Origin of the sequence: Streptococcus mitis, assembly GCF_019929545.1 — a bacterium.
Lineage (GTDB): Bacteria > Bacillota > Bacilli > Lactobacillales > Streptococcaceae > Streptococcus > Streptococcus mitis_BU.
Window position 1 is genome coordinate 1 of sequence record NZ_JAHZPT010000027.1, and the last position, 13,147, is coordinate 13,147.

At 40.8% G+C, this 13,147-nt stretch carries 15 protein-coding genes, 1 tRNA gene and 1 riboswitch; of the genes, 13 read left to right on the forward strand and 3 right to left on the reverse strand.

Features of this window, described 5'->3' with window-relative positions; translation table 11 throughout:
- Positions 1 to 28: 28 nt before the first annotated feature.
- A complete protein-coding gene (locus K1I71_RS07565; RefSeq protein ID WP_223330642.1) occupies positions 29 to 499 on the reverse strand; it encodes a GtrA family protein in 471 nt (156 codons plus the stop codon).
- A 28-nt stretch (positions 500 to 527) separates the two neighbouring features.
- Positions 528 to 624, forward strand: a riboswitch (PreQ1 riboswitch).
- Here K1I71_RS07565 and K1I71_RS07570 point away from each other — a divergent pair.
- The 4 genes from K1I71_RS07570 (at position 622) to dapA (ending at position 3,759) form a co-directional block, all read left to right on the forward strand.
- Positions 622 to 1,131: a QueT transporter family protein gene (locus K1I71_RS07570; RefSeq protein ID WP_000737073.1), complete on the forward strand. Its 510-nt coding sequence runs from the start codon at positions 622 to 624 to the stop codon at positions 1,129 to 1,131. It overlaps the preceding riboswitch by 3 nt.
- 99 nt (positions 1,132 to 1,230) lie before the next feature.
- Positions 1,231 to 1,303, forward strand: a tRNA-Thr gene (locus K1I71_RS07575).
- 387 nt (positions 1,304 to 1,690) lie between these two features.
- On the forward strand, positions 1,691 to 2,767 hold the full coding sequence (locus K1I71_RS07580) for an aspartate-semialdehyde dehydrogenase (protein ID WP_223330643.1): 1,077 nt from the start codon (positions 1,691 to 1,693) through the stop codon (positions 2,765 to 2,767).
- A 56-nt stretch (positions 2,768 to 2,823) separates the two neighbouring features.
- Positions 2,824 to 3,759, forward strand: coding sequence for a 4-hydroxy-tetrahydrodipicolinate synthase (gene dapA / locus K1I71_RS07585; protein ID WP_223330644.1), 936 nt, complete (start codon positions 2,824 to 2,826; stop codon positions 3,757 to 3,759).
- Between the two features lie 45 nt (positions 3,760 to 3,804).
- Here the strand turns inward: dapA and mnmE are convergent, their stop codons facing one another.
- Both mnmE and K1I71_RS07595 read right to left on the reverse strand, forming a co-directional pair.
- Positions 3,805 to 5,178, reverse strand: coding sequence for a tRNA uridine-5-carboxymethylaminomethyl(34) synthesis GTPase MnmE (gene mnmE / locus K1I71_RS07590; RefSeq protein WP_223330645.1), 1,374 nt, complete (start codon positions 5,176 to 5,178; stop codon positions 3,805 to 3,807).
- Positions 5,179 to 5,315: 137 nt separating this feature from the next.
- On the reverse strand, positions 5,316 to 5,498 hold the full coding sequence (locus K1I71_RS07595; protein ID WP_001117401.1) for a 4-oxalocrotonate tautomerase: 183 nt from the start codon (positions 5,496 to 5,498) through the stop codon (positions 5,316 to 5,318).
- Between the two features lie 123 nt (positions 5,499 to 5,621).
- Between K1I71_RS07595 and K1I71_RS07600 the strand changes: the two genes are divergently transcribed.
- From K1I71_RS07600 to K1I71_RS07640, 9 genes are all read left to right on the forward strand, one after another.
- Positions 5,622 to 6,212 carry a thymidine kinase gene (locus K1I71_RS07600; RefSeq protein ID WP_223330646.1) on the forward strand — a complete coding sequence of 197 codons (591 nt, stop codon included), beginning with the start codon at positions 5,622 to 5,624 and terminating at the stop codon, positions 6,210 to 6,212.
- Complete coding sequence (gene prfA / locus K1I71_RS07605) at positions 6,209 to 7,288, forward strand: peptide chain release factor 1 (protein ID WP_004262425.1); 1,080 nt, start codon at positions 6,209 to 6,211, stop codon at positions 7,286 to 7,288. The genes K1I71_RS07600 and prfA overlap by 4 nt, the downstream gene beginning before the upstream one ends.
- Before the next feature lie 3 nt (positions 7,289 to 7,291).
- Positions 7,292 to 8,128 carry a peptide chain release factor N(5)-glutamine methyltransferase gene (prmC, locus tag K1I71_RS07610; protein WP_223330647.1) on the forward strand — a complete coding sequence of 279 codons (837 nt, stop codon included), beginning with the start codon at positions 7,292 to 7,294 and terminating at the stop codon, positions 8,126 to 8,128.
- A complete protein-coding gene (locus K1I71_RS07615) occupies positions 8,112 to 8,714 on the forward strand; it encodes an L-threonylcarbamoyladenylate synthase (protein ID WP_049515276.1) in 603 nt (200 codons plus the stop codon). Before prmC ends, K1I71_RS07615 begins: the two co-directional genes overlap by 17 nt.
- A 1-nt stretch (position 8,715) precedes the next feature.
- On the forward strand, positions 8,716 to 9,147 hold the full coding sequence (locus K1I71_RS07620) for a GNAT family N-acetyltransferase (RefSeq protein WP_223330648.1): 432 nt from the start codon (positions 8,716 to 8,718) through the stop codon (positions 9,145 to 9,147).
- 59 nt (positions 9,148 to 9,206) lie between these two features.
- Positions 9,207 to 10,463, forward strand: a complete 1,257-nt coding sequence (glyA, locus tag K1I71_RS07625; RefSeq protein ID WP_045606837.1) for a serine hydroxymethyltransferase — start codon at positions 9,207 to 9,209, stop codon at positions 10,461 to 10,463.
- A gap of 7 nt (positions 10,464 to 10,470) precedes the next feature.
- The gene (locus K1I71_RS07630) at positions 10,471 to 11,445 is read left to right on the forward strand and encodes a nucleoid-associated protein (RefSeq protein ID WP_223330649.1); all 975 of its coding nucleotides are present in this window, start codon (positions 10,471 to 10,473) and stop codon (positions 11,443 to 11,445) included.
- A complete protein-coding gene (pmp23, locus tag K1I71_RS07635; protein WP_033688829.1) occupies positions 11,445 to 12,059 on the forward strand; it encodes a cell wall hydrolase Pmp23 in 615 nt (204 codons plus the stop codon). Before K1I71_RS07630 ends, pmp23 begins: the two co-directional genes overlap by 1 nt.
- A 73-nt stretch (positions 12,060 to 12,132) precedes the next feature.
- Positions 12,133 to 13,107 (forward strand): DUF1002 domain-containing protein, encoded by a 975-nt coding sequence (locus tag K1I71_RS07640; RefSeq protein WP_223330650.1) that lies wholly within the window; start codon positions 12,133 to 12,135, stop codon positions 13,105 to 13,107.
- Positions 13,108 to 13,147 lie beyond the last annotated feature (40 nt).

Genomic DNA, 13,147 nt, shown 5'->3' on the forward strand with positions numbered 1-13,147 from the left:
ATAATAACCTCATCTTATGATAAGGCTATTATCTCATATTTTGGTGTCCATTGGATAGGTTTTTAGAGGTGCCCTTAAAAATAAAAACCTTACTAAAAATGTAATTGAGGATAATTATCAAGAATTGTGCAAGAACGGTTTCAATACTATTCACCTTATTAATATTATTACTTACAAATTGTCCGATAATATTAGGAAACTGAGTTACAAAGAGAAAAGTTAAAAACAAGTCTAAAAGAAAAGTAGAAAGACGTGCTAGAGTAAATTTTACTAAACGGATTGACCAATTCTCTCTAGCTTGCTTAAAGACAAGCCTATCATTTGTAATAAAGGCAAATAGGATACCGATACTATTTGCTAGCCCAGTAGCAAGGAGTTCTCTATGAGTTAGTTGATAAATGACTAATCTGGATAGAATGGAGACAAGAGTAGTTGCTATTCCAAAAAAAAGATAGGCTAAGAGCTCATTCACGAAGAGATTTTGAATGCGTTTTTTCATTCTTTTAGTATAGCATAAAGCAAGTTATTGTGCTATACTAGTAAGGTTGATTGAATCAACCCTTGGTGCTTAGCTTCTTTCACCAAGCATATTACACGCGGGCAACCGCCAAAGGAGAAAAGATGAAAAAATTAACTATTCGTGATGTTGCAGATATCGCAATTGTCGCTGCTATCTATGTCGTTTTAACTGTCACACCGCCCCTAAATGCCATCAGCTACGGTGCTTATCAGTTTCGTATTTCAGAAATGATGAATTTTATGGCTTTTTACAATCCTAAGTACATCATCGGAGTTACTATCGGTTGTATGATTGCTAATTTCTTTAGCTTCGGACTGCTAGATGTCTTTGTTGGTGGTGGATCAACATTAGTATTCCTCAGTCTAGGTGTTTGGCTTTTTGCAAAATACAGCAAAGATTACCTCTTTAACGGATTGATTCGAAAAGACCATTTCTTCTTTTCAATCCTCTTTTCCATTTCCATGTTTACTATCGCTGCAGAGTTGAATATCGTAGCGCAATTACCATTTTTCCTTACTTGGTTTACAACAGGAGTTGGTGAATTTGCTTCATTGATTATTGGAGCGATTATTATTGGCAAAATTGGTCGTCGAATTGATTTAAGCAAATAGACGAAGAGAAGCTAGGTAGCTCTTACCTGGCTTTTTCTTATGGAAAATTTCTAAGGAAACTTGACAAGTTTTTCTAACTATAGTATACTTTTGAGGTAAGCTGATTTAGCTCAGTTGGCAGAGCGCATCCATGGTAAGGATGAGGTCGCCGGTTCAATCCCGGCAATTAGCATTAAATAGACAAGAAAACTCTTGATTTACAAGGGTTTTTGTTATCTCTGCATCAAAAGTTTCAAAGATATTTCTATTCAGCTGTGTAAATGAAACTAAAGAGTTTCGTCTGTTGACAAAAGTCATTCTCTTTAGTAGAATAGAAGATGCGATGAGTCGATAGGTAGTCTTCGGACTACTATTGAGCATAAGGAGGTCATAACGCAGGAGCGGACCTTGATGAGTTGTGTGAACCTGCTCATCACATGAAGATGCCTCTTAGTCCCTAGTCTAGCGACTGGGGATTTTTATTTTCTAAAAAATGATGAAAAAGCTTTGCAATTCATGGAAAAAGTAGTATAATACATCTATTATAGAAATTTTTAGAAAATTCCGAAAGAGGTTATTTATGGGATATACAGTTGCTGTAGTCGGCGCGACAGGTGCTGTCGGTGCTCAGATGATAAAAATGTTGGAAGAATCAACACTTCCAATCGATAAAATTCGTTTACTTGCTTCTGCACGTTCAGCGGGCAAGACTTTGAAATTTAAAGATCAAGATATTACGATTGAAGAAACGACTGAAACAGCATTTGAAGGAGTTGATATTGCTCTCTTTTCAGCAGGTGGTTCTACATCAGCTAAGTATGCACCATACGCAGTGAAAGCTGGAGCGGTAGTAGTAGATAATACATCTTACTTCCGTCAAAATCCAGATGTTCCTTTGGTTGTTCCAGAGGTCAATGCTCATGCACTTGATGCTCACAACGGAATCATTTCCTGCCCTAACTGTTCAACAATCCAAATGATGGTAGCTCTCGAGCCAGTTCGCCAAAAATGGGGCTTGGACCGTATTATTGTTTCAACTTACCAAGCAGTTTCAGGTGCTGGTATGGGAGCAATTCTTGAGACACAACGTGAACTTCGTGAAGTCTTGAATGATGGTGTAAACCCACGTGATTTGCATGCAGAAATCTTGCCTTCAGGTGGTGATAAGAAACATTATCCTATCGCTTTTAATGCTCTTCCACAAATTGATGTCTTCACTGACAATGATTACACTTACGAAGAGATGAAGATGACTAAAGAAACTAAGAAAATTATGGAAGATGATAGCATTGCAGTATCTGCAACATGTGTGCGTATTCCAGTCTTGTCAGCTCACTCTGAGTCTGTTTACATCGAAACAAAAGAAGTGGCTCCAATCGAAGAAGTAAAAGCAGCTATCGCAGCCTTCCCAGGTGCTGTACTTGAAGATGATGTCGCTCATCAAATCTATCCGCAAGCCATCAATGCAGTGGGTTCACGTGATACCTTTGTTGGTCGTATCCGTAAAGACTTGGATGCAGAAAAAGGAATTCACATGTGGGTTGTTTCAGATAACCTTCTCAAAGGTGCTGCTTGGAACTCAGTTCAGATTGCTGAAACTCTTCATGAACGTGGTTTGGTTCGTCCAACAGCTGAATTGAAATTTGAATTAAAATAGTCATAACGTTTAGGAGTTCATATGAACTCCTTCTTTGAAATAGAGAGGTGTTTCTCATGTCTTATCAGGATTTAAAAGAGTGTAAAATCATCACAGCCTTTATTACTCCCTTCCACGAGGATGGTTCCATCAACTTTGACGCTATTCCAGCCTTGATTGAGCATCTGTTGACCCATCATACAGACGGAATTCTCCTTGCAGGAACCACTGCTGAGAGTCCAACTTTGACCCACGATGAGGAGTTGGAGTTGTTTGCGGCTGTACAAAAGATTGTCAATGGACGCGTTCCTTTGATTGCGGGTGTAGGTACCAATGATACGCGTGACTCGATCGAGTTTGTCAAAGAAGTAGCTGAATTTGGTGGGTTCGCAGCTGGGCTTGCTATTGTTCCTTACTACAACAAACCTTCTCAAGAAGGAATGTATCAGCACTTTAAGGCCATTGCAGATGCTTCTGACCTACCAATTATTATCTATAACATTCCAGGTCGTGTGGTTGTCGAATTAACTCCAGAAACCATGCTTCGTTTAGCTGACCATCCAAATATTATTGGTGTCAAAGAATGTACTAGCTTGGCTAATATGGCTTACTTGATTGAGCACAAACCAGAAGAGTTCTTGGTCTATACTGGTGAGGATGGAGATGCTTTCCATGCCATGAACCTTGGTGCGGATGGAGTTATTTCTGTTGCCTCTCATACAAATGGTGATGAAATGCATGAGATGTTTACGGCTATTGCAGAAAGCGATATGAAGTCAGCTGCAGCTATTCAACGTAAGTTCATTCCTAAAGTCAATGCCCTCTTCTCTTATCCAAGTCCTGCTCCAGTTAAGGCAGTTTTGAACTATATGGGATTTGAAGCTGGACCAACTCGTCTACCTCTTGTTCCAGCACCAGAAGAAGATGCCAAACGCATTATTAAGGTTGTTGTAGATGGTGACTACGAAGCAACTAAGGCAACTGTAACAGGGGTCTTAAGACCAGATTACTAATAAAGACAATAAAATCCATGACCGCAACAACGATCATGGATTTTTCTATTTTCCTAAACAGAATTGACTAAAGAGTTGGGTAATGAGTTCATCAGGAGCAGCATCTCCAGTGATTTCTCCGAGAATTTCCCAAGTACGGGTCAAGTCAACTTGAAGCAAATCAACTGGCATCCCCAGTTCAAGACCTTCATTAACAGCTTGTAGGCTTTCAACAGCTTTTTCAATCAGGGAAATGTGACGGGCATTTGACAAGTAAGTAGCATCTTGTTCAACCAAACCAGCGTTTTCAAAGAAGAGGTTGTTAATTCTCTCTTCAATCTTATCAATGTTTTGATTTTTAAGGACTGAAATACGGATGACATCTTCTGGAAGTTCTGAAGTTTCAATTGCTTCAGGCAGGTCGGTTTTGTTAAGAAGAATAATGCGATTAGTCTCCCGACTGATTTCTAGGAGTTGGCGGTCTTGGGCGGTTAGTGGTTCACTGGCATTTAGCACCAGTAGAACCAAGTCAGCTTCCTTAAGAGCTTTTTTCGAACGCTCAACACCGATTTGTTCAACGATATCATCTGTTTCACGAATACCAGCTGTGTCAATCAATTTTAGAGGAACACCGTTGATGTTGACGTATTCTTCGATGACATCACGTGTCGTACCAGCAATATCTGTAACGATAGCCTTGTCCTCACGCAAGAGGTTGTTGAGAAGGCTTGATTTCCCAACGTTAGGACGGCCGATGATAGCCGTTGAAATTCCTTCACGAAGGATTTTACCGCGACGGGCTGTCCTAAGGAGATTAGTTAGCAATTGCTCAAACTCCCTAGTCTTCTCTCGGACAACAGCAGTAGTAGCTTCCTCAACATCGTCATACTCAGGATAGTCGATATTGACCTCAACTTGGGCAAGTGTATTGAGGATTTCTTGACGGGTATTATTGATAAGATCAGAAAGGGAACCATCAAGTTGTTTGACCGCAATGTTCATGGCCTTGTCTGTCTTGGCGCGGATGATATCCATCACGGCCTCGGCCTGTGTCAAATCTACGCGACCGTTTAAAAAGGCACGTTTGGTAAATTCACCAGGTTCAGCCAATCGAGCTCCTTCACGGATAGCTAGCTGGAGAATCTCATTGGTAACCGCAATCCCACCGTGGGTGTTAATCTCGATAATATCCTCACGAGTGAAGGTCTTTGGAGACTTCATAGCTCCAACCATAACCTCGTCCATAACTTTTCCTGTATGAGAGTCAACGATGTGACCGTAGTTAAGGGTATGGCTAGCAACCTGACTCAAGTCTTTTCCTTTAAAAATCTTTTGCGCAATAGCAAAACTTTCTGTTCCGCTCAGGCGGACAATACCAATAGCCCCTTCACCTAGTGGAGTAGAGATAGCAGCGATGGTATCAAATTCACGTGTAATCATAATATTTCCTTTAATTAATAGCTCTTTTCTTGGAAATTTTTCCAAGTCTCTGTTCAAATTGTAACAAATTTGGACTATTTCTTCAATGGATGCTACTTGGAGATTGAAAAAGCCTAAGCAATTCTGCTTAAGCTAGCTTATTTGGTGCGCATTTCCCCTTGTGGGAAGTAAGTTCCTTCTGGCATGTCGTTGATGATGACATGGACAGCAGATTGAGGTGCTCCAGTGTTACGGACAACAGCTTCCGTTACTTCCTTAGCAAGAGCTTTCTTTTGCTCGAGCGTGCGTCCTTCAAATAAATCGATGCGTACAAATGGCATAATAGCTTCCTCCACTAGTTTTTGATTTCTTCTATTTTACCACATTTTGCCGTTTAAAGCTTAAGAAAATTATGATATACTAGAATGTAGCAAAAATTTAGAAATGGACGTGAAGCAAGAAACATGGCACAGTTGTATTATCGTTATGGGACCATGAACTCTGGTAAGACGATTGAGATTCTCAAGGTGGCCTATAACTATGAGGAGCAAGGAAAAGGTGTTGTGATTATGACCTCAGCTCTTGATACGCGTGACGGTGTTGGCTATGTGTCGAGTCGGATTGGTATGAAACGCCCTGCTCTTGCGATTGAGGAGACGACGGATGTCTTTGGCTATATCCGAGACCTACCAGAAAAGCCTTACTGTGTGTTGGTCGATGAAGCCCAGTTTCTCAAGCGTCACCATGTTTACGATCTAGCTCGTGTTGTGGATGAGTTAGACATACCTGTCATGGCTTTTGGTTTGAAAAATGATTTTCGAAATGAACTGTTCGAAGGTTCCAAGTATCTCTTGCTCTTAGCAGACAAGATTGACGAAATCAAGACCATCTGTCAGTATTGTAAAAAAAAGGCAACTATGGTTTTGCGAACACAGGATGGACTGCCCGTTTACGATGGAGAACAGATCCAGATTGGTGGTAACGAAACCTATATCTCAGTTTGCCGTAAACACTATTTTGCCCCTGAAATCAATAAGGAGAATGAAGAAAAATGAACATCTATGATCAACTACAAGCTGTAGAAGACCGTTATGAAGAATTAGGAGAGTTGCTCAGTGACCCAGATGTGGTATCGGATACCAAGCGTTTCATGGAGCTTTCAAAAGAAGAGGCTTCAACTCGTGACACAGTAACAGCCTACCGTGAGTACAAACAAGTCCTTCAAAATATCGTTGATGCCGAAGAGATGATTAAGGAATCAGGCGGAGATGCGGACTTGGAAGAAATGGCTAAGCAAGAGCTCAAAGATGCCAAGGCTGAAAAAGAAGAATACGAAGAAAAACTCAAAATTTTGCTCCTTCCAAAGGATCCAAACGATGACAAGAACATCATCCTTGAAATTCGTGGAGCGGCTGGTGGTGACGAAGCGGCACTTTTCGCTGGAGATTTGCTAACCATGTACCAAAAGTATGCGGAAGCCCAAGGCTGGCGCTTTGAAGTTATGGAAGCCTCTATAAACGGTGTCGGTGGTTTCAAAGAAGTGGTTGCTATGGTTTCTGGTCAGTCTGTATACTCTAAACTCAAGTACGAATCAGGTGCCCATCGTGTGCAACGTGTCCCTGTGACAGAAAGCCAAGGCCGTGTTCACACCTCGACAGCGACAGTTCTTGTTATGCCTGAAGTTGAAGAAGTAGAATACGATATTGATCCAAAAGACCTTCGTGTTGATATCTACCACGCATCAGGTGCTGGTGGACAGAACGTCAATAAGGTTGCGACTGCTGTTCGTATCGTTCACTTGCCAACCAATATCAAGGTTGAGATGCAGGAAGAACGTACCCAGCAGAAGAACCGTGAGAAGGCTATGAAGATTATCCGTGCGCGTGTTGCTGACCACTTTGCTCAGATTGCTCAGGATGAACAGGACGCTGAGCGTAAGTCGACAATCGGTACTGGTGACCGTTCAGAACGGATTCGTACTTATAACTTCCCACAAAACCGTGTCACAGATCACCGTATCGGCTTAACCCTCCAAAAACTAGATACTATTTTGTCTGGTAAATTGGACGAAGTTGTGGATGCCTTGGTGCTTTATGACCAAACACAAAAATTAGAAGAATTAAACAAATAAATAATGAAATTAGCTCAATTATTTTCAGATTTTGAAGAAGAATTGATAAGACAAGGAGAGGAAGCTGAAAGCCTCTCTTTTGTCTATCGTAGCCTGAAAAATCTATCTTTTACAGATTTCGTTTTTTCCCTCCAGAAAGAGGTAACAGAGGAAGAAAAACAATTTGTAGAAGAGATTTACCAGCAGATAGCAGCTCATAAACCGGCACAATACATCATCGGACAGGCAGATTTTTATGGAATGCAGTTAAAAGTTGATGAACGAGTATTAATTCCTCGTCCAGAAACAGAGGAGTTGGTGGAGCTTATCCTGGCTGAAAATCCTGAGACGAATCTTTCAGTTCTGGATATTGGAACAGGTAGTGGAGCTATTGCTCTTGCTCTAGCAAAAAACAGACCAGATTGGTCTGTGACCGCTGAGGTTATTTCTCAAAATGCTTTAGATGTAGCTAACGAAAATGCTAAAAATCAAAATCTTCAAATATTTTTAAAAAAATCTGACTGTTTTACAGAAATTTCTGAAAAATATGATATAATTGTTTCCAATCCACCCTATATCTCTCGTGAAGATGAGTCAGAGGTCGGCTTGAATGTTTTGCATTCGGAACCTCATCTAGCTCTCTTTGCAGACGAGGATGGCCTAGCTATTTACCGTAGAATTGCGGAAGATGCAAAGTACCATCTCAAGGATGGTGGTAAGATTTACCTTGAAATTGGATACAAGCAAGGTCAAAGTGTTCCTGAACTTTTTAGGAAACAGCTTCCTGAAAAACGAGTACGAACGCTCAAGGACCAGTTTAGTCAAGATAGGATGGTTGTAGTTGATGATGGACAGGATTAGACAAGAGTTGGAAAATGGTGGAGCTGTCGTTCTGCCTACAGAGACAGTTTACGGTCTTTTTGCTAAGGCCTTAGATGAAAAAGCAGTTGACCATGTTTACCAACTCAAACGTCGTCCAAGAGACAAGGCGCTTAACCTCAATATCGCCTCTTTAGAGGATATCTTGCACTTTTCTAAGAATCAGCCAACTTATCTTCAAAAACTTGTAGAGACCTTTTTACCAGGTCCCTTGACCATTATCCTTGAAGCCAATGACCGCGTTCCCTATTGGGTCAATTCTGGTCTTGCAACTGTTGGATTTCGGATGCCGAGTCATCCCATTACCCTTGATTTGATTCGAGAGATAGGTCCCTTGATTGGGCCATCTGCCAATATTTCAGGTCAGGCAAGTGGAGTGACCTTTAACCAAATTCTAGAGGATTTTGACCAAGAGGTTCTGGGTCTGGAAGACGATGCTTTTCTAACTGGACAGGATTCGACTATTTTGGATTTGTCTGGAGACAAGGTGAAAATCTTACGCCAAGGGGCGATTAAGCGAGAAGATATTCTTGCTCGGTTGCCAGAGATTTCTTTTGAGGAGGAATGAGATGTTAAGAGACTTAAGAGAAACTGATGTGAAAGCTATATGTGACATTAACCAAGAAGCTTTGGGTTATTCTTTTAGTCCAGAGGAAACGGCTAGTCAATTAGCTAGACTATCTCAGGATTCCCATCATTTCCTTCTTGGCTATGAGGATGCAGCTAGTCATGTCTTACTTGGATATGTCCACGCTGAGGTCTATGAATCACTTTATTCTAAAGCAGGATTTAATATTTTAGCTTTAGCAGTTTCACCTCAAGCACAAGGGCAAGGTATTGGTAAAGGCTTATTACAAGGGTTGGAAGAAGAAGCAAAAAGACGTGGTTATGGGTTTATCCGCTTAAACTCTGCCGATCATCGTCTGGATGCTCATGCATTTTATGAAAAAGTTGGTTATACTTGTGATAAAGTGCAGAAACGATTTATTCGCATCTTTTAGTTTATTTTCTTATTGTAAAACAAACTAAAGGACTAGTCACACTATAAAGGAGAAGACCTATGATTTTTGACAAAGACGATTTTAAAGCATACGATGCTGATCTCTGGAATGCTATTGCCAAAGAAGAAGAACGCCAACAAAACAACATTGAGTTGATTGCTTCGGAAAACGTAGTTTCCAAGGCTGTTATGGCTGCTCAAGGGTCTATCTTGACGAATAAATATGCCGAGGGTTACCCAGGACGCCGTTATTATGGTGGAACTGATGTGGTAGACGTGGTAGAGAGTCTAGCCATTGAACGCGCAAAAGAAATTTTCGGTGCTAAATTTGCCAATGTCCAACCACACTCAGGAAGTCAAGCCAACTGTGCGGCTTACATGGCCTTGATTGAGCCAGGTGATACTGTTATGGGGATGGATTTGGCAGCTGGTGGACACTTGACTCACGGAGCTCCTGTCAGCTTCTCAGGTCAAACCTACAACTTTGTTTCTTATAGTGTGGATCCTGAAACGGAATTCCTAGATTTTGATGCTATCTTAAAACAAGCCCAAGAAGTCAAACCAAAACTGATTGTAGCAGGTGCTTCAGCCTATTCTCAAATTATTGACTTCTCAAAATTCCGTGAAATTGCGGATGCTGTTGGGGCGAAGCTCATGGTAGACATGGCCCATATCGCTGGTTTGGTTGCTGCTGGTCTTCACCCAAGTCCAGTACCATACGCTCATATCACTACAACAACGACTCACAAAACCCTTCGTGGACCTCGTGGTGGTTTGATTTTGACCAATGATGAAGATTTAGCTAAGAAAATCAATTCAGCTATTTTCCCAGGTATTCAGGGCGGTCCTTTGGAGCATGTTGTGGCAGCTAAAGCTGTTTCTTTCAAAGAAGTCTTAGATCCAGCCTTCAAGGAATATGCTGCCAATGTTATCAAGAACAGCAAGACTATGGCGGATGTCTTCTTGCAAGACCCTGATTTCCGTATTATTTCTGGTGGGACTGAAAACCATCTCTTCCTAGTGGATGTGACTAAAGTTGTAGAAAACGGAAAAGTTGCTCAAAACTTGCTGGATGAAGTCAATATTACCCTAAATAAAAACTCAATCCCTTACGAAAGCTTGTCACCATTCAAGACAAGTGGTATTCGTATCGGAGCAGCAGCCATTACTGCACGTGGATTTGGTGAAGAAGAAAGTCGCAAAGTGGCTGAACTTATCATTAAAACCCTTAAGAATGCAGAAAATGAAGCTGTCTTAGAAGAAGTGAGAAGTGCAGTTAAAGAATTAACAGATGCCTTCCCATTATACGAGGACTAAAACTTTTATGGACATTTATATTAAGAAAGCTATTATTCATCAGTTCAGTCCGGATGACACCGAGCTGTTCCTAGCGGATAAATTTCTCAATATTACTCCAAAAATCGAAGAATATCTGCGTAAAAAAATTGAACGTGTATATTCAGATGAAGCTAAGACTGGGATTTTCGAAGAAGAAAATCCCTTCTTCAATCACATCACAGACGATTTGTTGGAGACATCAGTAACGCTGGCTAATCTCTGGAAAGAGGAGTTCGGCATTTCAGAAAATCTCAAGACCAATGATTTGATTTTTGTGCAATTTTCTAAAGAAGGCGTGGAACATTTCGCTTTCTTACGAATTGCCCTGCGTGAGACCCTGACTCACGTCGGAGGAGAAGTTGATAATCCAATCAAGTTGACTCAGAATAACCTGCCTGGATTTGGAACGGGTGCCGACGAAGCCTTGGTGGTCAATCTTCAGAGTCGCAAGTACCATCTGATTGAAAAACGAATCAAGTACAACGGGACTTTTTTGAACTATTTTTCAGATAATCTTCTTGCTGTCGCCCCTAAAATTTCACCCAAGAAATCTATCAAAGAACTGGAAAAAACGGCACAGCGCATTGCTGAAACCTTTAACACAGACGATTTTCAATTTCAATCCAAGGTAAAATCAGCGATTTTCAACAACTTAGAAGAAAGCAATGAGTTGTCACCTGAAAAATTGGCCAATGACCTTTTTGATAACAACCTGACAGCTCGTTTGAGCTTTATTGATCAAGTCAAAGAAGCCGTACCAGAGCCTGTTCAATTTGATGAAATTGATGCCAGTCGTCAGCTTAAAAAATTTGAAAATCAAAAACTCTCCTTGTCAAATGGAATTGAGCTCATCGTTCCTAATAACGTCTATCAAGACGCCGAGTCTGTTGAGTTTATCCAAAATGACAATGGAACTTACTCTATCTTAATCAAAAATATCGAGGATATCCAAAGTAAATAATGTTTAAACGAATTCGAAGAGTGCTTGTACTAGCAGTCTTCCTTTTTGCTGGATATAAAGCTTACCGCGTTCACCAAGATGTCAAGCAAGTCATGACCTATCAACCCATGGTGCGAGAAATCTTGAGTGAAAAAGACACCCCAGCAAACGAAGAGCTTGTGCTCGCTATGATTTATACTGAAACAAAAGGAAAAGAAGGCGATGTTATGCAGTCTAGTGAGTCTGCAAGTGGTTCCACCAACACCATCAATGATAATGCCTCTAGCATTCGGCAAGGCGTTCAAACTCTGACAGATAATCTCTATCAGGCTCAGAAGAAGGGTGTTGATGTCTGGACAGCTGTTCAAGCCTATAATTTTGGACCTGCCTATATCGATTTTATCGCCCAAAATGGTAAGGAAAACACCCTAGCACTGGCCAAACAGTACTCTCGTGATACTGTTGCTCCCTTGCTTGGTAACACCACTGGAAAGACTTATAGTTATATTCACCCCATTTCTATTTTTCATGGAGCCGAACTCTATGTAAATGGAGGAAACTATTATTATTCTAGACAAGTGCAACTCAACCTTTACATCATCAAATGTTTCACTCTCTTTTCGACATCTGGCTAGCCCAGGTGTTTTTGTTATAAGTTTTCTTTAAGATAGATATATTACTCTAGAAAGGTAAAGGAGGAAATTCCCTATGAGAAAGAAACTCTTTCTGACTAGTGCTGCGGTCTTGTGGGCAGTAACAGCTATGAATAGCGTCCATGCAGCAACAGATGTTCAAAAAGTTATCGATGAAACCTACGTCCAACCTGAATATGTCCTAGGTTCTTCATTATCTGAAGACCAAAAAAATCAAACCCTAAAAAAACTAGGCTACAATGCCTCAACAGACACCAAAGATCTCAAGACAATGACACCTGATGTCTATTCTAAGATTATGAATGTGGCCAATGACTCTAGTTTACAATTGTATTCATCAGCCAAGATTCAAAAGCTGGGTGACAAGTCGCCACTTGAGGTCAAGATTGAAACACCAGAAAACATCACTAAGGTGACTCAGGATATGTACCGAAACGCAGCCGTAACCTTGGGAGTGGAACACGCCAAAATCACTGTAGCAGCCCCTATTCCAGTTACAGGTGAGAGTGCCTTAGCAGGGATTTACTATTCGCTAGAGGCTAATGGAGCCAAGGTACCACAAGCTAATAAAGACTTGGCTCAAGAAGAGCTAAAGGCTTTGTCAGATATTAATGCTGAAAACAAGGACAAGTCAGGCTATGATGCTAATAAATTAAATGTTGCCCTAGCTGATATCAAGTCAGCACTCGCCAAAGCTAAAGAAAGTAAGGGAAATCTGACAGAGGAAGATGTCCGTAAAATTGTTGAAGATACCTTAAAAAATTACAAACTTGATCAGGTTATAACAGGAAACCAGATCAATATTATCATCAATTTTGCTTTGAATCTCTCAAAGAGTGATATCCTGAGCAATGCAGACTTCACTAAAACCTTGAATGATCTTAAACAAAGCATCGTATCACAAGCTGGCGACAGTTTTAAAAATATTAACCTTAACTTTGATGCTGATAAGGCGCTAGAGGACGGTGGTAATTTCCTAAGCTCCCTCTGGCAAGCCATTGTCAACTTCTTCAAGAGTTTTGGTTCTTAAGAAATTTCATGGTATAATAGATGGTAACCGTAACGTTGCC

Bases quoted from the DNA above. Each gene is read 5' to 3' on its own strand.
- K1I71_RS07615 (WP_049515276.1), top strand. From the start codon at position 8,112: ATGATGGACAGGATTAGACAAGAGTTGGAAAATGGTGGAGCTGTCGTT.
- glyA (WP_045606837.1), top strand. From the start codon at position 9,207: ATGATTTTTGACAAAGACGATTTTAAAGCATACGATGCTGATCTCTGG.
- prfA (WP_004262425.1), top strand. From the start codon at position 6,209: ATGAACATCTATGATCAACTACAAGCTGTAGAAGACCGTTATGAAGAA.
- K1I71_RS07620 (WP_223330648.1), top strand. From the start codon at position 8,716: ATGTTAAGAGACTTAAGAGAAACTGATGTGAAAGCTATATGTGACATT.
- K1I71_RS07570 (WP_000737073.1), top strand. From the start codon at position 622: ATGAAAAAATTAACTATTCGTGATGTTGCAGATATCGCAATTGTCGCT.
- K1I71_RS07630 (WP_223330649.1), top strand. From the start codon at position 10,471: ATGGACATTTATATTAAGAAAGCTATTATTCATCAGTTCAGTCCGGAT.
- K1I71_RS07640 (WP_223330650.1), top strand. From the start codon at position 12,133: ATGAGAAAGAAACTCTTTCTGACTAGTGCTGCGGTCTTGTGGGCAGTA.
- K1I71_RS07580 (WP_223330643.1), top strand. From the start codon at position 1,691: ATGGGATATACAGTTGCTGTAGTCGGCGCGACAGGTGCTGTCGGTGCT.
- mnmE (WP_223330645.1), bottom strand. From the start codon at position 5,178: ATGATTACACGTGAATTTGATACCATCGCTGCTATCTCTACTCCACTA.
- dapA (WP_223330644.1), top strand. From the start codon at position 2,824: ATGTCTTATCAGGATTTAAAAGAGTGTAAAATCATCACAGCCTTTATT.
- pmp23 (WP_033688829.1), top strand. From the start codon at position 11,445: ATGTTTAAACGAATTCGAAGAGTGCTTGTACTAGCAGTCTTCCTTTTT.
- K1I71_RS07595 (WP_001117401.1), bottom strand. From the start codon at position 5,498: ATGCCATTTGTACGCATCGATTTATTTGAAGGACGCACGCTCGAGCAA.
- K1I71_RS07600 (WP_223330646.1), top strand. From the start codon at position 5,622: ATGGCACAGTTGTATTATCGTTATGGGACCATGAACTCTGGTAAGACG.
- prmC (WP_223330647.1), top strand. From the start codon at position 7,292: ATGAAATTAGCTCAATTATTTTCAGATTTTGAAGAAGAATTGATAAGA.
- K1I71_RS07565 (WP_223330642.1), bottom strand. From the start codon at position 499: ATGAAAAAACGCATTCAAAATCTCTTCGTGAATGAGCTCTTAGCCTAT.